Source organism: Stenotrophomonas sp. 82F1 (assembly GCF_056861525.1).
Genome location: NZ_JBSPUD010000007.1, coordinates 19,005 through 37,481, shown reverse-complemented (window position 1 = coordinate 37,481; position 18,477 = coordinate 19,005). Strand labels below are relative to the sequence as shown.

The following is an 18,477-nucleotide window of genomic DNA, read 5'->3' as shown; positions in this document are numbered from 1 at the left end:
CTAACAACACATGGCATCAGCGTCCTCCTCCTTGTGTCTTCTGCGCCTGTCCGCTCTGGGCGATGTGACCCACGTAGTGCCGCTGGTGCGCACCCTGCAGGCCGCGCGCCCGGATACGCCGATCCACTGGATCATCGACAAGGTCGGGCAGAAGCTGCTTGATGGCCTGCCGGGCGTCACCTTCCACGCCTACGACAAGAAGACCGGCATGGCCGGGGTGAAGGAACTGCGCAAGCAGCTGCCGCCCGGGCGTTTCGAGGCGCTGCTGCAGATGCAGGTGGCGTTCCGCGCCAACGTGCTGTCCGCCTTCATTCCCGCCGAGCGCCGCATCGGTTATGACCGCAGCCGCTCCAAGGACCTGCACGGCCTCTTCATCAACGAGCGCATCGCTGATCGCCCGGGCATCCATGTGCTCGATGCCATCGGCAGCTTCTGCGAGCCGCTGGGCCTGCGCCAGACCGATGTCAGCTGGGACCTGGCCGTGCCGCAGGCGGCCTATGACTGGGCCGCCGCGCAATGGCAGGACGATGGCCGCCCGGTGCTGATGATCTCGCCCTGCTCCAGCCACGTGCGCCGCAACTGGTACGCCGACCGCTATGCCGAGGTCGCCAACCATGCCGTCACGCGCGGCTGGCGGATCGTGCTGTGCGGTGGTCGCAGCGAACTGGAGCGCAGCATGGCCGACGCCATCCTGGCCCAGCTGGATGTTCCGGCGCTGGACCTGGTCGGCAAGGACACGCTCAAGCAGTTGCCGGCATTGCTGGCCCGCGCCAACCTGGTGATGACGCCGGACTCGGGCCCGATGCATATCGCCAATGCGATGGGCACCAAAGTGCTGGGCCTGCATGCGGCCAGCAACCCGAACCGCAGCGGCCCGTACTCGGACCGCCGCTACTGCGCGGACCGCTACGACGACGCAGCGCGCAAGTACCTGGGCAAGCAGGCAGCCGACCTCAAGTGGGGCACCAAGATCGAATTCGACGACGTGATGGAACTGATCACCGTCGAGGACGGCATTGCCGCGTTCGAGCGCTACGTGGCCGACCACCTGGGGTGAGCGACGGGCCAAGCGGCTGAGCGGTGTCGGGTGTGTGCGGCCCCTGGTCCGCACCGTCCCGCAGCCCGGTGGCACCATCCACGCATGGCGTGGATCCATTGCATCGGGCTGCCCGGGATTACGCGCGCTGCGTGTAGTCCTGGTAGGACTTCTCTTCCACATAGGCCGAGCCCAGCGCCAGGTTGATCGCCTTCTTGATCCGCGCGCGCTCATCGTTGCGCAGGTACACGCTGCGCGCCAGGTCGATGAACCCTTGATCGAAGGCCTGCGCCTTGTCCTTCAGGCGGATGTCGTCCTCGATCTCCCACAGCTGCTCGTTGACCGCCTTCAGCTCGGCGCGCAGCTTGGCGATGTCCTTCACGGCCGCCGGGTGCGCCATCCACGTGGTTTCCAGCGCGGACAATTCCTTGCGCACGTTGGCCAGCTTGCCTTCGTCACTGATGCGCTCGGACTTGATCTGCAGGATCGAGATCTTGTCCAACAGCTCGCCGAATGAAACGGGGACGAGGATTTCAGCGGTCATCGAGAGAGCTCCAGCAGGTGATGGGATACATGGTAACCCGCCGCATGCGAACGGCATCCACGCATGGCGTGGATCTACTGGAGCATCCGCGGGGAGAGGCCGGCGAAGGGAGGGGCCCATTCGTTGCGCAGCAACGTATGGGGCGAAGCGCGCAGCATCGTCGCATCCCAGCGCCAGATGATCCCACTTGCCCACCGCATCCGTTGATGCAGATCCATCTGGAGGAACAAGCCCCTCTGTTGAGGGGCTGCCCCGACAGGGGCGGGGAGAGGCCGGCAAAGGGAGGGGCCCATTCGTTGCGCAGCAACGTATGGGGCGAAGCGCGCGAAGCGCACTTCGCATACCCGCGCCAGATAAAAAGAAAAAGGGCCGCCTTTCGGCAGCCCTTTTTCTTTTTATCTGGCGGAGAGGGGGGGATTGCGGGGTGCATCCATGCACCCCGCCCTTGCGCGCTGCGCGCTCCAGGGCCAGCCTGCGGCTGTCCGGTTCTGCTCCTGCAGAACCGTCGAACCCCGTCGGGGCTTCTCATCCCCCCGCAGGGTCGGCGCAGATCGTTGCTGCATGCGCGTGCACTGCTCGAACGCGGGCCATGAAAAAAGCCGCCCCATGGGACGGCTTTTTTCTTTATCTGGCGGAGAGGGGGGGATTCGAACCCCCGAGGCGCTATAAACGCCTGCCTGATTTCGAGTCAGGTACATTCAACCGCTCTGCCACCTCTCCAGATGTTCCCCGGCGAACCGGGGACGCGCATCATACGAGGAAGCGCGGCTGACGACAAGTCATTGTGGCCGATGAAGTGAAATTTTCCTGACTGCATGGCTTGCCGGATGTCCGCTTGGCCGTGATGATGCCGTTCTCCCCGGCATTACCCCGCTCCCAGCACCCACCATGATCGAATTCGGACATCTCACCCACCCCGGCCTGCGCCGCGAGCTCAACGAGGACACCTATTACGGTGACGGCGAGCTGGCCCTGTGGCTGGTGGCCGACGGCATGGGCGGGCACGCCTGCGGCGAGGTGGCCAGCGCACTGGCGCGCGAGACCATCGTCCGCGAGATCCGCCGTGGCGCGCCGTTGGCGCAGGCGATCCGCACGGCCGACGAAGAGATCATCCGCGCCTCGCGCCGGCGCAACGACAGCCTGCCGATGGGCACCACCGTGGTCGCTGCACGGGTGCAGGGCAACCGCTACGAAGTGGCCTGGGTTGGTGACAGCCGCGCCTACCTGTGGCGCGACGGCCAGCTTGCCCAGCTCAGCCAGGATCACAGCGTGGTGCAGGAACTGGTCGCACAGGGCAACCTGACCGCCGAGCAGGCACGCGCCCATCCCCACCGCAACGTGGTCACCCAGGCACTGGGCGTCACCGACCCGGCACACCTGAACGTGGCGACCACCAGCGGCGAGCTGCGACCGGGCATGCAGTTGCTGCTGTGCAGTGATGGCCTGACCGAGGAAGTGGATGACCGCGGCATCGCCCGCACCCTCGCCTTCGACGATGCCAGCGCGCAGGAATGCGTGGACAGCCTGGTCGCCACCGCCCTCGACGGCGGCGGCTCGGACAACATCACCGTGATCCTTGTGCGCTGCCACTGAGCAACGGCATCCACGCATGGCGTGGATCTACCGTAGAGCCACGCCATGCGTGGCTGCATTTCACCCGTATCACCACGCCATGCGTGGCTGCCGCGGTCGCTTACGCGCTCGCGGCTTCTTCCACCTTCGGGCCGTCCCACAATGCGTGGCCGGCCTTCTTGCGCAGCCGCTCCAGGCGCGCCGCATGCGCTTCCTGTTCCGACGGCGTGGCCACCACGCGCGGGCGCGGCAGCAGCTTGGACGCATCGAACGCCTGCAACGCCGCAGCGCCACCGGCATCATCATCGCCCAGCCCGAAGCCGATTTCCTCCTGGCCCGAGGTCAGTGCGATGTACACATCGCCGAGGATCTGCGCATCCAGCAGACCGCCATGCAGGGCGCGGTGCGAGTTGTCCACGCCCAGCCGCTTGCACAGCGCATCGAGCGAGTTGCGTTGGCCCGGGAAACGCTCGCGCGCCAGCGCCAGGGTATCGATCACCGTGCAGCGATCGGTGATCTTGCCGTACTGCTCGCCGAGCAGGGACAACTCATTGTCGAGGAAGCCCAGATCGAACGCGGCGTTGTGGATGATCAGCTCGGCGCCATCGATGAAGGCCAGGAACTCCTCCACGACCTGCGCGAACTGCGGCTTGTCGGCCAGGAACTCCAGGGTCAGGCCGGTGACTTCCTGCGCGCCCTGTTCGAATTCGCAGTCGGGCTTCAGGTACTGGTGATAGGTGTTGCCGGTCGGGCGGCGCTTGAACAACTCGACGCAGCCGATTTCGACGACGCGGTTGCCCTTCTTCCACTCCAGGCCGGTGGTTTCGGTATCAAGGATGATCTGACGCATGGGCTCAGTTTACCGGGCTGCCGTCGCGGATCTGGATCGCGGCGTTGCGGGCCAGGGTATCCACGCGCTCATTGTCCGGATCGCCAGAGTGGCCTTTCACCCAGCGCCAGTCGATCTGGTGCCGCAGCGTGGCTGCCTGCAGGCGCTCCCACAGTTCACGGTTCTTCACCGGGTCACCGCCGGCAGTCTTCCAGTTCTTGCGGATCCATCCCGGCAGCCACTGGGTCAGGCCCTGCCGCACGTACTGCGAATCGGTGTAGAGAACGATCTCGCAGGGCTCGGTCAGCGACTCCAGGCCGGAAATGGCTGCCATCAGCTCCATCCGATTGTTGGTGGTATGCGCTTCACCACCGCTCAGTTCGCGCTCGTGCCCCTTGTAGCGCAGCAGCGCCGCCCAGCCGCCGGGGCCGGGATTGCCGAGGCAGGAACCGTCGGTGTGGATTTCGATGGTTTTCAATACAACTCCAGATCAGGTAGCAACGGTGCCGTGCCAGCGCACGGGCAACGGGGTCGGCCCGGGCAGGGCCAGCGTGCGTTTTTCGGCATGGAACAGGCAGGCCGCGCGCAGGGGGGCCCAGCCGCCGCGACGGCGGCTGCCGGCACCCTGCCACATCGGCCCCAGGTAACGCACGTCCTCGCATTCCAGCCCATGGCGCTCAAGCAGCTGGCGGATCCGCTGCGGCGTGCGCACCACCAGCCCGTGCTGGCGCCAGCGCGTGCGGAACGGGCTGAACGGATTGAGGCTGGTCAGCCACAGATGGCCGCCAGGCATCAACACGCGCTCGCATTCGTCCAGCAGATGGTCGGCATCACCGACGGTCACATGCTGCAGCACGATGGCGTTGACGCTCTCGTTGGGCAGCGGCAACGGCAGTGCGCATCGGGTATCGCCAGCGTAGCCAGTGCCCTGGCGATGCAGGCGCAGGCCACGCCCGCCCAGCTGCGCATCCGCCAGCCAGGCGGCGCTGGGGGCGATCCACAACCAGGGCCGGGTCGGCAGCAGCGACAGTTGTGGCAGCAGCAGTTGCCGTTCGAGCACGCGCAAGGCCTCCGCCGGTTCGCTGTCGAACCACGGGGCCTGGCTCGCTTGACGGGTGCTCTGCAGCGCGGGCATGGTCCAATTCTATGCGACTGACTGCCCTGCCCGCATTTGCGGACAACTACATCTGGATGCTGATCGCCGACGACGGTGCTGCCGTGGTCGTCGATCCCGGCGACGCTGCGCCGGTACTGGCGCTTGCCGACCAGGGCGTGCGCGTGGACACCATCCTGCTCACCCATCACCACGACGATCACATCGGCGGGGTACCGGCGCTGCAGGCGCGTTTCCCCGGCGTACGCGTGGTTGCACCGGTCGAAGAGCGCATCCCCATGGCCACCGAGCGGGTCGCCGAAGGTGAACGTGTTCAGGCACTGGGCCGGATGTTCCACGTACTATCCGTCCCCGGGCACACCCGCAGCCACATCGCGTTTCACACCGCTGAACAGCTTTTCAGCGGAGATTCGTTGTTCAGCCTGGGCTGTGGACGCCTGTTCGAAGGTACGCCGTCCCAGCTGCTGGCATCGATGCGCAAGCTGGGTGCCCTGCCCGCGCAACTGCTGCTGTGTTGCGCTCACGAGTACACCGTGTCAAATGCCGTCTTCGCGCGGCATGTCGACCCCGCCAACGCTGCCTTGTTGCAGCGCCAAGAGGAGGCTTTGGCCATGCGCCGCGATGACCGTTCCACCCTGCCAGTATCCCTGGCCGATGAAATTGCCTGTAATCCGTTCCTGCGTACCCACACGGCGGCCATCCGCGCGGCCGTGTCGGCGCACCTGGGGCGCGAGGTCGTGGATGACGTCGACGTCATGGCCGGTCTCCGGCACTGGAAAGACGGCTTCCGCGCATGAGTCGCCGAAGTCTGCCGCTGGCCCTGGGTCTCGTCCTGGGGTTGGCCGGAACTGCCGGCGCACAATCGCTGGGCGCCGGCATCAGCCAGAACCTGACCGCCGCCTCGGCCCTGCCGCTGGATCCGTCGACGCTGCCGGCTGCATCGGTACGCAACGGCCAGGAGATCTTCTCCAGCTTCCGCGACGGCCTGGCTGAACCCACCTGTGACGCCGAGGCCACCAGCCCGCGCTGGCAGAAGCAGTTCGCCCACGCCCCTTCGCGGCTGGCCAACCAGGATGATGACGCGCTGGTGCTGTTCGGCTATGTGGTCGAAGAGCTGCGCAAGGCCAACCTGCCGACCGAATTCGCCCTGATTCCCTTCGTCGAAAGCGGCTACCGGCCCAATGCCCGCAACGGCAGCGGCCCGACCGGCCTGTGGCAGTTCATCGCCACCACCGCACGCAACCATCGCGTGCCGATGAGCAACAACTACGACGGCCGGCTGTCGGCAGTGGAGTCCACCCAGGCCGCCGTGCGCTACCTGAAGACCCTGCATGGCATGTTCGGCGGTGACTGGCGCCTGGCCACCATGGCCTACAACGCCGGCGAGTACCGCGTGCTGCAGTCCATGCGCAAGGCCGGCATGAATGCGCAGAACGCCAAGCCGGCCGGCCTGCCCGGGCTGTCGCCGGTCACCCATGCCTACGTCGAGAAGCTGCATGCCCTGGCCTGCGTGCTGGAAGACGTGGAAGACCAGCCGGGCGTGATGGCCTCGCTGGACCGCACTGTCCCGGTGCTGAAGGACCACACCCTGCCGGCAGGCACCAGCGTCCAGCAGTGGGCCGCACAGCGTGCCCTGGACCCGGCGAAGATCGCCCGCTTGAATCCGGCGCTGGCTGCCGGCAACCGCCCTTCGGGCACCGCACGCGTACTGGCCCCGGTTTCGGCGTCCAACGCGGACGTTGCCGACATCGCCAGCACGGCCGTGGCCACCGCACTGGCCAGCACCGCCAGCGCTGCGCCGAGCCCGCAGGTGGCAAAGGTGGTCGCGTCGGCTGCTGATCGCCCGCGCAACCGCCGCCACACCGTGCGCAACGGCGAATCGGCCTGGACCATCGCCCGTCGCTACGGCATGCCGGTCAAGGCACTGTTGTCGCTGAATGGCTTGAGCGGCAGCAGCGTGCTGAAGCCAGGCGCGGTACTGCGCGTCGAAGACTGAGGGACAGGCCAAGCGCCTCCCCGTGTAGAGCCAAGCCTGTGCTCGGCTTTTTCTTGCCTGCGACCTGTCGGGGTTCATGACAAGCCGAGCATAGGCTCGGCTCTACAGTTCAATCTCCAGCAGCGCTCTCGCACAAAAAAGGCCCGGCAATGCCGGGCCTTTTCGTTCCTGCTCGCCGGAGGCTTACAGGTTCGCTTCGGTGGTCTGCACCAGGAAGCGCTTGCGCATGGCGTCGATGTACGCCTTGGCAGCAGCCATGCCGTCGATCTGGCTCAGCTGGTCCTTCAGCTGCTTCTGCTGCTCGGCGGTCACTTCCTTGATGTCGCCCGGGTTGACCGTGTTCACCGCGAAGACCAGCGCATGGCCGTTGACATCGACCTTGCCATAGCTCGGCTTGCCTTCGGCCGGCAGCGGCGCACTGAAGATCGCGCGGTTGATCTCCGGGGTCGGCACCGGCTGGCTGCGCGGCAGGCCCGGCATCGGGCTCAGCTGCAGCTTCTCGCTGGCGGCCAGCGACTGCAGGGTCGCGCCCGCCTTCAGCTTGGCCAGCAGGGCATCCGCGGCCTTGTCACCGGCCTGGCGCTGGCGGTCGGCACGGATCGCGGCGATCACCTGCTCACGCGCCTTGTCCAGCGGCAGCGCCTGCTCCGGGGTATGCGCGGCCACGCGGATCACCACGCTGTGGTTGCTGCTGCCACCCAGGGCGATCGGATCGCTGGCGGTACCGTCCTGCACCAGGACGTCCGAGAAGGCGGCACGCAGCACGGCCGGATCAGCGGCAATGCCGGTGGCGGTCGTGCGCGTGATCGGGCCCAGCGTCTGCATCGACAGGCCGACCGCTTTGGCGGCTGCAGCCAGGTCGCTCGGACTCTTGTTGATGGCATCGACCAGGCGGCCGGCCAGATCGTTGAAGCCGCGCTCGCCATCAGCCTTCAGCTGCTCGGCAGCCAGGGTGTCACGCACGTCTTCGAACGACTTGCCCTCGCCGCCACGAACCGCAGCAACCTTGATGATGTGGAAGCCGAAGTCGGTCTTGACCGGGCCGATCACTTCACCGGCCTTGGCGGCAAACAGTGCGTCTTCAAACGGCTTGACCATCGCGCCACGTTCGACCCAACCCAGGTCACCGCCCTGCGCCTTGGAACCGGGATCTTCCGAGTTCGCCTTGGCCAGCGCGGCAAAGTCGGCACCGGCGGCCTTTGCTTCGACAGCCAGCTTGGCGGCCTTGGCTTCGGCACCGTCACCGGTGATCAGGATGTGCGCCGCCTGGCGCTGTTCCGGCGTGGTGAACTTGGCCTTCTCGTCTTCATAGCGCTTGCGCAGGGTCGCCTCGTCAGCCGCGGTCGGCGCCGGCAGGTTCGCACCATTGAGCTCGACATATTCCAGCGACACCGATTCGGCCTGGCGGAAATCCTTGCCATGGCTGTCGTACCACTGCTTGATCTGCGCATCGGTCACCGGCGCGGTATCAACCGGAACTTCCGGCAGCGCGGCCAGTTCCACATCGCGGGTCTCGCCCAGCAGCTTCAGCAGACGCTCGGTCTCGGCCTGGGTGACAAAGCCGGAGTTCTGCAGGCCCGACGGGATCACCGACTGCTGCAGGCTCTCGCGCACCAGTTCCTGGAACTGGGTCGGCGTGCGCGGCGGATTGCCACCGGCCAGGGCCAGACGGTAATTGCTCTCGCTGAACTTGCCATCGGCGCCCAGGAAGCCCGGAATGGTGGTGATGTATTCGCGCACAGCGCCGTCGCCAATCACGACACCGGCCTGCTCACCGACCAGGCGCACGACCTGCTCGTCGATCAACTGGTCGAGCACGGCCAGCTTGTTCTCGGTGCTTTCGAACGCGCGCGGGTCGAAGTTCTCGCCCTGCTGCTGGCGTTCGCGCATGCGTTCCTGCTCGAAACGGGTGCGGAAATCCTGTGCGCTGATCTCATGGTGCTGCCACATCATGCGCACCGGCCACCAGGACGGTGCCGAGCGCCACCAGGTCGGCGGTGCCGAAACCTTGGCGACGTTCTGTGCGCCGACGCCACCGAGGTAGCTGTTGTCGATGACGAACAGGAACGGAATCATCAGCAGCCCCAGGATCACGGTAACGATCCAGCCTGAGGTCTTGTCGCGGAGTTTCTGCAGCATGGTGAGGAATCACAAGGCTTGATTGGCGAGCCCGGCAGTGTAACCCGCTTCGCGGCGTGGACCAAAAGCAGTACCGGCGGGGTCTGGCGCCACCCTGGCCAGGCGATCGACACGATCGCGCCCATCAAACGATGAAAACGACGCAAAGAAAAAGCCCCCGACTTGCGTCGAGGGCTCTTAGAGTTGGCGGAGCGGACGGGACTCGAACCCGCGACCTCCGGCGTGACAGGCCAGCATTCTAACCAGCTGAACTACCGCTCCGCGCTTGAAACTTTGCAGGCGCTCAGTATATCCGAAGACTTCCTGAAAACCTACCCCGCTGAACACTTTTTTCAAAGTTTTTTCACGAGGATTTAAGAGTTTTGCAATGGCGGAGCGGACGGGACTCGAACCCGCGACCTCCGGCGTGACAGGCCAGCATTCTAACCAGCTGAACTACCGCTCCGTATTGCAGACCTCTTTGTTTTCTCTGCAACCGGGAGGTTGGAGAGAAAACAAGGCCCCCAGCTTTTCGGCCGGGGGCCTCGTTGAAAATGGCGGAGCGGACGGGACTCGAACCCGCGACCTCCGGCGTGACAGGCCAGCATTCTAACCAGCTGAACTACCGCTCCACATTTCAAACTTACCGCGGTGCTGTGGTGGGTGCTGAGGGTTTCGAACCCCCGACCCTCTCCGTGTAAAGGAGACGCTCTACCGCTGAGCTAAGCACCCCAGCGAGCCGCTTAGTTTACAGCATCCTTCAGGGCCTTACCAGCCTTGAACGACGGATTCTTCGAAGCAGCGATCTTGATGGTGTCGCCGGTCTTCGGGTTGCGGCCGGTGCGGGCAGCACGGTCGCGGACCTGGAAGGTACCGAAGCCAACCAGGGTGACCGCATCGCCGTCCTTCAGCGCCTTGGTGACGGCAGCAACGACGGCATCGACAGCGCGGCTGGACTCGGCCTTGGTCAGGTCGGCAGCTTCAGCAACGGCATCGATCAATTCGGTCTTGTTCATTCTTTACAACTCCTTTGGCGGTGGGTTCCGCGTATTCGACAGGGAAGCAACCGCACGACGTCTGCATGCGGTTGCCATGTGGAAACGGTTCGCCGAATTCAGTGAGCGCTGACTGCGATCACTCATTCGCGAGTGCTGCTTTTATACCAGCGGCCCTACCCCCACGCAAGCTGGAAAGCCAGCAACGACGCGGGTTTCAAGCATTTCGACAGGACGCATCAATGCTTGACGCGGGCGTTTCCACTCGGTTTGGCCTTGCTGCGCACCGTGACGCGCTGCGCACTCTTGCGCGTCTTCTTCGGCGCCAGCGGACGTTCCAGCGCCAGATCAAGCACTTCCTCGATGTACTTCACCGGCACGATCTCCAGATCGCGGGTGACGTTGGCCGGAATGTCGGCAAGATCCTTGCGGTTCTCATCGGGGATGATCACCGTGCGGATTCCGCCGCGCAGTGCCGCCAGCAACTTTTCCTTCAGGCCGCCGATCGCGGTGACGCGACCACGCAGGGTGATTTCGCCGGTCATCGCCACATCGGCGCGCACGGCCACCTTGGTCAGCATCGACACCAGCGAGGTGACCATTGCCGCACCGGCACTGGGGCCATCCTTCGGCGTCGCACCATCGGGTACGTGCAGATGCACGTCGTGCTTCTGCAGGAACTCCGGATCGATACCGAAGCCGACCGCACGCGAACGCACCACCGACAACGCCGCCGACGCCGATTCCTTCATCACGTTGCCGAGCTGGCCGGTCAGGATCAGCTGGCCCTTGCCCGGTACCAGCGTCGATTCGATCTGCAGCAGATCGCCACCGACTTCGGTCCACGCCAGGCCGGTGACCAGGCCGATCTCGTTCTCTTCTTCGGCACGGCCGAAGTCGAAGCGACGCACGCCCAGGTACTTGTCCAGGTTCTTGCTCGACACGCTCACCAGCGCCTTGGACTTGCGCGCGCCCTTCTTCGCCTTCGCCACCGGCTGCGGCCCACCCAGCGCGATCTCCTTCACCACCTTGCGGCAGATCTTGGCGATCTCGCGTTCCAGGTTGCGCACGCCGGATTCGCGCGTGTAGTAGCGCACGATGTCCTGGATCGCATCGCTGCCGATCTCCAGCTCTTCCGGCTTCAGGCCATTGGCCTTGATCTGCTTGGGAGCCAGGTAACGGGTGGCGATGTTGAGCTTCTCATCCTCGGTGTAACCGGGGATGCGGATGACTTCCATGCGGTCCAGCAGCGGGCCCGGGATGTTGAGCGAGTTGGAGGTCGCCACGAACATCACTTCGGACAGGTCCAGGTCCACTTCCAGGTAGTGGTCGTTGAACGCGTTGTTCTGCTCGGGGTCGAGCACTTCCAGCAGCGCCGAGGACGGATCGCCGCGGAAGTCCATCGACATCTTGTCGATCTCGTCCAGCACGAACAGCGGGTTCTTGCTGCCGACCTTGTTGAGGTTCTGCACGATGCGGCCCGGCATCGAACCGACATAGGTACGACGGTGGCCACGGATCTCGGCTTCGTCGCGCACGCCGCCCAGCGACATGCGCACGAACTTGCGGTTGGTGGCCTTGGCGATGGACTGGCCCAGCGAGGTCTTGCCCACGCCCGGCGGCCCGACCAGACACAGGATCGGGCCCTTCATCTGCTTCACCCGCGACTGCACCGCCAGGTATTCAAGGATGCGTTCCTTGACCTTCTCCAGGCCGTAGTGATCGGCATCGAGAGTGTCCTGCGCGGCCTTCAGGTCCTTGCGCACCTTGCTGCGCTTCTTCCACGGCACGCCCAGCAGCCACTCCAGGTAATTGCGCACGACCGCCGCTTCGGCGGACATCGGCGACATCTGCTTGAGCTTGTTGAGCTCGTTGCGTGCCTTGGTTTCCACCGGCTTGGGCATGCCCGCTTCGGCGATCTTGCGGGCCAGCTCTTCCAGTTCGCCCGGCGCGTCGTCGAGGTCACCCAGTTCCTTCTGGATGGCCTTCATCTGTTCGTTGAGGTAGTACTCGCGCTGGCTCTTCTCCATCTGCGACTTCACGCGGCCGCGGATGCGCTTTTCCATCTGCTGCACGTCGATCTCGCCATCAACCAGACCGACCAGCATCTCCAGGCGTTCACCCACGGCCAGCGTTTCCAGCAGCCGCTGCTTGTCCGACAAGCGCACGCTGATGTGCGCGGCGATGGTGTCGGCCAGGCGGGTCGGCTCATCGATGCCGGCCAGGGTCTGCAGCAGCTCCGGCGGCAGCTTTCGGTTGGTCTTGACGTACTGCTCGAACAGCGACATCAGCGAGCGGGCGATGGCCTCGATCTCGCGCGGCTCGCGTGCGTCGGTGGCCTCGATTTCGACGGCCTGCCCGTGCAGCGAGCCATCACGTTCGCTGACGCTGGTCACCTGCACGCGCGACAGGCCTTCAACCAGCACCTTGATGGTGCCGTCGGGCAGCTTCAGCAGCTGCAGCACCTGCGCCAGGGTGCCGACCTGGTAGAGGTCAGCGGCCTGCGGGTCATCGGTTTCGGCCGACTTCTGCGCCAGCAGCAGGATGCGCTTGTCCGCTTCCATTGCCTGTTCCAGCGCATGCATGGACTTGTCGCGGCCGACGAACAGCGGGATGACCATGTGCGGGAATACCACTACGTCGCGCAGCGGCAGGACCGGCAGGTCGAGGGTCTCACTTGGGGAACGGGCCATGGGGGCTCCAGGGAAGGGGAAAACCGTCTCCGGAAGGGCATCTTCCGGAGACAAAAAAAGCCGATGGCCCCGTTATGGGGCCATCGGCTTTCAGATGCAAGACGTTCCGAGAAAATTCTTTCTATTCAACAAGTTGAAAGAATCACTCGGCGCCAGCGGCCTTCTGTTCAGGGGCCGGTGGGGTCTGGTAGATCAGGTACGGCTCGGACTTGTGCTCGATCACCGATTCATCCACGACAACCTTGCTGACGTTTTCCTGCGACGGCAGGTCGTACATGGTGTCCAGCAGGACCGATTCGACGATGGTACGCAGGCCACGGGCGCCGGTCTTGCGCTTGAGCGCCTTCTTGGCGATGGCCGACAACGCGTCCGGACGGAACTCCAGCTCGACGTTCTCCATCTCGAACAGCTTCTTGAACTGCTTGGTGATGGCGTTCTTCGGCTCGGTCAGGATGCGGATCAGGGCCGGCTCGTCCAGCTCCTCCAGGGTCGCGACCACCGGCAGGCGGCCCACGAACTCGGGAATCAGGCCGAACTTGATCAGGTCTTCCGGCTCGACTTCGGCCAGCACCTTGCCCACTTCCTGCTTGCGCTCGCTGCTCTTCACCTTGGCGCCGAAACCAATGCCGCCGGCGTCGTTGGAACGCTGCTGGATCACCTTGTCCAGGCCGGCGAACGCGCCGCCGCAGATGAACAGGATGTTCTTGGTGTCCACCTGCAGGAATTCCTGCTGCGGATGCTTGCGGCCACCCTGCGGCGGAACGCTGGCCACGGTGCCTTCGATCAGCTTCAACAGGGCCTGCTGCACGCCTTCGCCGGACACATCGCGGGTGATCGACGGGTTCTCGCTCTTGCGCGAGATCTTGTCGATTTCATCGATGTAGACGATGCCCTGCTGTGCCTTCTCGACGTCGTAGTCGCACTTCTGCAGCAGCTTCTGGATGATGTTCTCCACGTCTTCGCCCACGTAACCGGCTTCGGTCAGCGTGGTGGCGTCGGCCATGGTGAACGGCACGTTGAGCAGGCGGGCCAGGGTCTCGGCCAGCAGGGTCTTGCCCGAACCGGTCGGACCGACCAGCAGGATGTTCGACTTCGCCAGCTCGACTTCGTCGTTCTTCTGGCGGCTCTCGATGCGCTTGTAGTGGTTGTACACGGCCACGGCCAACGTCCGCTTCGCGCGGTTCTGGCCGATCACGTACTGGTCGAGCACCTCGAGGATCTCGCGCGGCTTGGGCAGCGAACTGCGTGCCGACTGCGCTTTTTCCTCAAGCTCCTCACGGATGATGTCGTTGCACAGCTCCACGCACTCATCGCAGATGAACACGCTCGGACCGGCAATCAGCTTGCGCACTTCATGCTGGCTCTTGCCGCAGAAAGAGCAGTAGAGGATCTTGCCGGTGTCCGTGGAACGACCTTGGCGGTCTTCGCTCATGCTTCGCTTACCCAGTTACGCCACCCGCTGAACGGGGGTTCGATTCGAGAATAACACAGGGCCGGAAGGACATCAGTCCACCCGACCCTGCAGGAACGGGGCCTGCCATGGCCCCGTGAGTGCCGGTCAGCCGGCCTGGATCGACTCTTCCGGACGACGCTCCAGGACCTGGTCGACCAAGCCGTAGGCGACCGCGTCGACCGCGCTCTTGAAGTTGTCGCGCTCGGTATCGCGCGCGATGGTCTCCAGCGACTGGCCGGTGTGCTTGGCCAGCACTTCGTTCAGGCGCGCACGCAGGGTCAGGATCTCGCGAGCGTGGATGTCGATGTCGGTGGCCTGGCCCTGGAAGCCACCCAGCGGCTGGTGGATCATCACCCGCGAGTTCGGCAGCGCATAGCGCTTGCCCGCTGCACCGGAAGCCAGCAGCAGCGCGCCCATCGAGGCGGCCTGGCCGACGCAGATGGTGCTCACGTCCGGCTTGATGTACTGCATGGTGTCGTAGATCGCCATGCCGGCGGTGACCACGCCACCCGGCGAGTTGATGTAGATGCTGATGTCCTTTTCCGGGTTTTCCGCTTCCAGGAACAGCAGCTGCGCCACCACCACGTTGGCCATATGATCGTCGATCGGGCCAACCAGGAAGATCAGGCGCTCCTTCAACAGGCGCGAATAGATGTCGTAGGCACGCTCGCCGCGGCTGGTCTGCTCGACCACCATGGGAACCATGTTCAGGGCTTTGGTTCGGTTGTCCATTTCGTGAGGTACCTATCTTGGGGGGAAACACCCCCGCGCCAGGGCTGGCGCGGGGTATCCGGCAATCGGCCAGGGATTACTGGCGGATCGCGTCCTGGAACGACAGCTTTTCTTCAGTGTGCTGGGCGCGCTCGGCGATCCAGTCGATCACCTGCTCTTCCATCACGCGGTTCTGCAGGCCAGACATCAGCTGGGGGTCGTTGCGGTACATCTCAATGACCTGCTCCGGCTCTTCGTAGGTCGAAGCGATCAGACGCATCGTTTCATTCAGACGCTTCGGCTCCAGGCGCAGGTCGTTGCTGCGGGCCACTTCGCCGACCACCAGGCCGACCAGCACGCGCTTGGCAGCAGCGTCCTTGAAGCCTTCGTGGGCGTCGGCCGGGATCTCGCCCGGGTTGCGGCCGCTGCGGCGGATCTGCTCGACCTGCTGGGCCAGCATGGCGCGGGCTTCGTTCTCGACCAGGCGCGGCGGCATTTCCACCGATGCGTAGGCCGCGATCAGCTGCTCGCCGACTTCACGACGCAGGCGGTTCATCAGCGCGCCCTTCAGCTCGCGCTCGAGGTTGGCACGGATGTCGCTGCGGAACTGCTCGACGTCGCCGCCCTTCACGCCGAAGCTCTTGATGAAGGCTTCATCGACCGCCGGCACGACCGGTTCGGAGACGTCGGTGACCTTGACGGTGACCTGCACGGTCTTGCCCGCCAGCGCCGGCACGCGCCAGTCAGCCGGGAACTCGACGTCCAAGGTCTTCTCTTCGTCCTTGGCCAGGCCGACCAGGCCCTGCTCGATGGTCTCGAACATCATGCCCTGACCGAGCACGATGCTGCCCTTCTCGGTGCCTTCCGCCGGCAGGCGCTCGTCACCGGCCTGCGACCAGGTTTCCAGTGCGACCAGGTCGCCGTCCTGCGCGGCACGGGTGACCGGCGACCAGCTGCGACGCTGGGTCTTCAGGTTCTCGATCATCTGGTCGATGTCGGCATCGGTGATCTCGGCGGTGTGGCGCACGACGGTCAGCTTGCTGACGTCGATGTCACCGAAGTCCGGCACCACTTCGACGGTGGCCACGAAGGAGAACTCGCCCTCGTCACCCTTGTCGATGCGCGGGCTGCCGACGATGCGCAGGTCGTGCTCGCGCACGGCGGCATCGAAGGTCTCGCGCAGCAGGCCATCCAGCGCCTCGCCACGGACCTGCGCGCCGAAGCGCTGCTCGATCACCTTGGCCGGCACCTTGCCCGGACGGAAACCCTTGATGCGGGTGGTGCGGGCGATTTCGCCCAGGCGGCCGTTGATGTGGCTCTGCAGACGGTCTTCCGGCAGCGAGAAGCTCAGGCGGCGTTCCAGGTTGCCGATGGTTTCGATCGAAGCTTGCATGTTGACTCCTGCCACCGGTGGCGCCCTGGCCCCCGGCTCGATGATGGATGAAACGGTTGTAAGGACACGACGTCGATGACGCGCCTGCTTGCCGCAGCCCTTTAGTTTCGCCCAATTCGGGCGGCGCCGCCAGCATGGCGGGGCGCAGGGGTTGACGCGGGATGCCCGACTGGGCGGGGGACGGGCCGGCCTGGTGCGAAAGGGGGGACTCGAACCCCCACGCCTTGCGGCACTGGAACCTAAATCCAGGGCGTCTACCAATTCCGCCACTTTCGCGTGGCCGGCTCAGGTGTTCATTGTTGCAGGCGGGGGCGGAAAGCGGAAGGCTTCCACAAAACTGAATACGCCATTTGATGGAGAAAGCGGCCCGGGCGGCGGGTGCCGAGCCGGGCCACCGGATCAATGCGCGGGCTGCACCTGCCCCGACGCCGCACCGTCGCTGCCCACCGCAGCATCGCGCTGGCGGGCCTCAAGCGTCGCGCCGTCTTCAGAGTGCTTCATCTCAGCCGCATCCGCAGACCCCCCCTCCTCCGCCGCCTGGGCCGGACGCATCGCCATCGCGGCGTCGACAGGTTTCGCGGGAACATGCTCGACATCCGCAGCACGCTCCACCGTCTGCGCGTGATCCGGTGCGGCCCCGGCAGTGGCGGCGTCGTCCGCCCTGCAGCCCGACAGGGCGATCACCGCCACGCTGGACAGCATCAGACCCACAGCTCTGTTAATGGCCATCAAAGCACTCCTCATGCATGCGCCTTCGGCGCGGAACACCTATTGGGAGCGATGCCGACGGCAACCGGTGAGAAGCAGCTCACAGCATTGAACATGCTGATGACGCATTTGACGCTGATTTCAGCCGTGCTTCAGTAGATCCACGCCCTGCGTGGATGAATCCATCAATGCGTGCGGCATCCACCCATGACGCGGATCCACAGACGCTGCCGAAGGTAAGAAAAAAGCCACTTGGCGGACCAAGTGGCTTTCGTCTGGTGGGCTGTCAAGGATTCGAACCTTGGACCTATTGATTAAGAGTCAACTGCTCTACCAACTGAGCTAACAGCCCGAAATCGGGGGCGAATTATGACCCGATCCGCGAGGGCGTTGCAAGTACTTTCTTCAACGTCGTTGAAACAAGCACTGCAACCGGCGATCCATCGCGAAGGGTTACATCTGAAGAGAAAAGCCACCGGGCGTACCCGATGGCTTCTGTCTTGGTGGGCTGTCAAGGATTCGAACCTTGGACCTATTGATTAAGAGTCAACTGCTCTACCAACTGAGCTAACAGCCCTTGAAACTCAGACGCACATTGTAGCGTGCACTCTGTTTATTGCAATACCGTTTCGGCGTTGCCGATGCGGTTGAATCAGTGGGGTGGCTGAGGGGATTCGAACCCCCGACCACCGGAATCACAATCCGGTACTCTAACCAACTGAGCTACAGCCACCACTGAAACTTTCGCTTCACCGTCGATGCTGCCGACGTTGACGCTTGATACGTTGCCCGAGGACTGTCACCGAAGTTCAGGTCCGCCGAAGCGAGTCCGACATTCTGGTGGAGTCGACAGGCTTTTGCAAGCACTTCTTCACATCCGCCGGCTACGTTCCGGTGTCGCACCAACCAATGGCGCGCCCGACAGGAATCGAACCTGTAACCGCCGGCTCGGAAGTCTGCCTGACTCTGGATGCGAATCAAAGACTTGCTTTGCCTTCATTTCTGGAGCAGGCACTTGCACAGCAAGGGCTCGGTGGCGAGGTTTCTGGAGGCTCTGCGCCTGCGACGGCGACCATCGGGCCCCTACCCATCCAACCGAACGGCGGCGGCTGCATGCTTGCCTTGGCCAGGCTATTGGTGCGCCGCCTTCTCCTGCATCCACTCGGTAGGCAGTTCTGCGATGTCCCTCGTTACCGATTCACCTTCGAGCCCGCGCAGCTTCGCGCGCCGGGTCTCCGGGTGCATCGACTTGCCGCGGCGGCGGCTCGGGCGGCGCAGGATTGGCGCCATGGAGATCAGCAACTCAGGGAAGGCG

15 protein-coding genes and 9 tRNA genes are annotated in these 18,477 nt (G+C 64.6%); 4 read left to right on the top strand and 20 right to left on the bottom strand.

The window, feature by feature from the left end; translation table 11 throughout:
• Nucleotides 1-10: 10 nt before the first annotated feature.
• Nucleotides 11-1,057, top strand: coding sequence for a glycosyltransferase family 9 protein (locus AC13GI_RS09675; RefSeq protein WP_099819185.1), 1,047 nt, complete (start codon nt 11-13; stop codon nt 1,055-1,057).
• Nucleotides 1,058-1,175: 118 nt separating this feature from the next.
• Here AC13GI_RS09675 and AC13GI_RS09670 read toward each other — a convergent pair whose 3' ends face one another.
• Together AC13GI_RS09670 and AC13GI_RS09665 are read right to left on the bottom strand one after the other, a co-directional pair.
• Nucleotides 1,176-1,580 (bottom strand): DUF6165 family protein, encoded by a 405-nt coding sequence (locus AC13GI_RS09670; RefSeq protein ID WP_032977378.1) that lies wholly within the window; start codon nt 1,578-1,580, stop codon nt 1,176-1,178.
• A 629-nt stretch (nt 1,581-2,209) separates the two neighbouring features.
• Nucleotides 2,210-2,300, bottom strand: a tRNA-Ser gene (locus AC13GI_RS09665).
• A gap of 168 nt (nt 2,301-2,468) precedes the next feature.
• On the opposite strand from AC13GI_RS09665, the gene AC13GI_RS09660 reads away from it, so the two are divergent.
• Nucleotides 2,469-3,173, top strand: a complete 705-nt coding sequence (locus tag AC13GI_RS09660; protein WP_099819184.1) for a PP2C family protein-serine/threonine phosphatase — start codon at nt 2,469-2,471, stop codon at nt 3,171-3,173.
• A 100-nt stretch (nt 3,174-3,273) separates the two neighbouring features.
• On the opposite strand, the gene dnaQ is transcribed toward AC13GI_RS09660, so the two are convergent.
• Genes dnaQ through AC13GI_RS09645 form a run of 3 tightly spaced genes read right to left on the bottom strand, consistent with a single transcriptional unit; the run spans nt 3,274 to nt 5,116 of the window.
• Nucleotides 3,274-4,002 carry a DNA polymerase III subunit epsilon gene (gene dnaQ, locus AC13GI_RS09655; RefSeq protein WP_100463376.1) on the bottom strand — a complete coding sequence of 243 codons (729 nt, stop codon included), beginning with the start codon at nt 4,000-4,002 and terminating at the stop codon, nt 3,274-3,276.
• A gap of 4 nt (nt 4,003-4,006) precedes the next feature.
• The gene (gene rnhA / locus AC13GI_RS09650) at nt 4,007-4,459 is read right to left on the bottom strand and encodes a ribonuclease HI (protein WP_025878155.1); all 453 of its coding nucleotides are present in this window, start codon (nt 4,457-4,459) and stop codon (nt 4,007-4,009) included.
• Nucleotides 4,460-4,471: 12 nt separating this feature from the next.
• Nucleotides 4,472-5,116, bottom strand: a complete 645-nt coding sequence (locus AC13GI_RS09645) for a class I SAM-dependent methyltransferase (protein WP_099819182.1) — start codon at nt 5,114-5,116, stop codon at nt 4,472-4,474.
• An 11-nt stretch (nt 5,117-5,127) separates the two neighbouring features.
• Between AC13GI_RS09645 and gloB the strand changes: the two genes are divergently transcribed.
• Nucleotides 5,128-5,892 (top strand): hydroxyacylglutathione hydrolase, encoded by a 765-nt coding sequence (gene gloB, locus AC13GI_RS09640; RefSeq protein WP_482996148.1) that lies wholly within the window; start codon nt 5,128-5,130, stop codon nt 5,890-5,892.
• Nucleotides 5,889-7,091, top strand: a complete 1,203-nt coding sequence (locus AC13GI_RS09635; protein ID WP_482996147.1) for a lytic transglycosylase domain-containing protein — start codon at nt 5,889-5,891, stop codon at nt 7,089-7,091. Before gloB ends, AC13GI_RS09635 begins: the two co-directional genes overlap by 4 nt.
• A 183-nt stretch (nt 7,092-7,274) precedes the next feature.
• On the opposite strand, the gene AC13GI_RS09630 is transcribed toward AC13GI_RS09635, so the two are convergent.
• From AC13GI_RS09630 to AC13GI_RS09560, 15 genes are all read right to left on the bottom strand, one after another.
• Entirely contained in the window at nt 7,275-9,230 is a 1,956-nt protein-coding gene (locus tag AC13GI_RS09630) for a peptidyl-prolyl cis-trans isomerase (RefSeq protein WP_482996146.1), read from the bottom strand.
• A 184-nt stretch (nt 9,231-9,414) separates the two neighbouring features.
• A tRNA-Asp gene (locus AC13GI_RS09625) sits at nt 9,415-9,491 on the bottom strand.
• A gap of 107 nt (nt 9,492-9,598) precedes the next feature.
• Nucleotides 9,599-9,675: transfer RNA gene (locus AC13GI_RS09620), tRNA-Asp, on the bottom strand.
• Nucleotides 9,676-9,764: 89 nt separating this feature from the next.
• A tRNA-Asp gene (locus AC13GI_RS09615) sits at nt 9,765-9,841 on the bottom strand.
• A 25-nt stretch (nt 9,842-9,866) separates the two neighbouring features.
• Nucleotides 9,867-9,941: transfer RNA gene (locus AC13GI_RS09610), tRNA-Val, on the bottom strand.
• An 11-nt stretch (nt 9,942-9,952) separates the two neighbouring features.
• The gene (locus AC13GI_RS09605; RefSeq protein ID WP_004146343.1) at nt 9,953-10,225 is read right to left on the bottom strand and encodes an HU family DNA-binding protein; all 273 of its coding nucleotides are present in this window, start codon (nt 10,223-10,225) and stop codon (nt 9,953-9,955) included.
• 218 nt (nt 10,226-10,443) lie between these two features.
• Nucleotides 10,444-12,897: an endopeptidase La gene (gene lon / locus AC13GI_RS09600; protein ID WP_099819178.1), complete on the bottom strand. Its 2,454-nt coding sequence runs from the start codon at nt 12,895-12,897 to the stop codon at nt 10,444-10,446.
• Between the two features lie 142 nt (nt 12,898-13,039).
• Nucleotides 13,040-14,329: an ATP-dependent Clp protease ATP-binding subunit ClpX gene (gene clpX, locus AC13GI_RS09595; RefSeq protein ID WP_099819177.1), complete on the bottom strand. Its 1,290-nt coding sequence runs from the start codon at nt 14,327-14,329 to the stop codon at nt 13,040-13,042.
• A gap of 126 nt (nt 14,330-14,455) precedes the next feature.
• Nucleotides 14,456-15,082, bottom strand: a complete 627-nt coding sequence (gene clpP / locus AC13GI_RS09590; protein WP_025878142.1) for an ATP-dependent Clp endopeptidase proteolytic subunit ClpP — start codon at nt 15,080-15,082, stop codon at nt 14,456-14,458.
• 76 nt (nt 15,083-15,158) lie between these two features.
• Nucleotides 15,159-16,454: a trigger factor gene (tig, locus tag AC13GI_RS09585; protein WP_482996145.1), complete on the bottom strand. Its 1,296-nt coding sequence runs from the start codon at nt 16,452-16,454 to the stop codon at nt 15,159-15,161.
• Between the two features lie 191 nt (nt 16,455-16,645).
• Nucleotides 16,646-16,730 (bottom strand) — tRNA-Leu (locus tag AC13GI_RS09580).
• 123 nt (nt 16,731-16,853) lie between these two features.
• A complete protein-coding gene (locus tag AC13GI_RS09575) occupies nt 16,854-17,183 on the bottom strand; it encodes a hypothetical protein (protein WP_482996144.1) in 330 nt (109 codons plus the stop codon).
• 255 nt (nt 17,184-17,438) lie between these two features.
• Nucleotides 17,439-17,514: transfer RNA gene (locus AC13GI_RS09570), tRNA-Lys, on the bottom strand.
• A gap of 149 nt (nt 17,515-17,663) precedes the next feature.
• Nucleotides 17,664-17,739, bottom strand: a tRNA-Lys gene (locus AC13GI_RS09565).
• A gap of 79 nt (nt 17,740-17,818) precedes the next feature.
• Nucleotides 17,819-17,895: transfer RNA gene (locus AC13GI_RS09560), tRNA-His, on the bottom strand.
• Nucleotides 17,896-18,477: the final 582 nt, after the last annotated feature.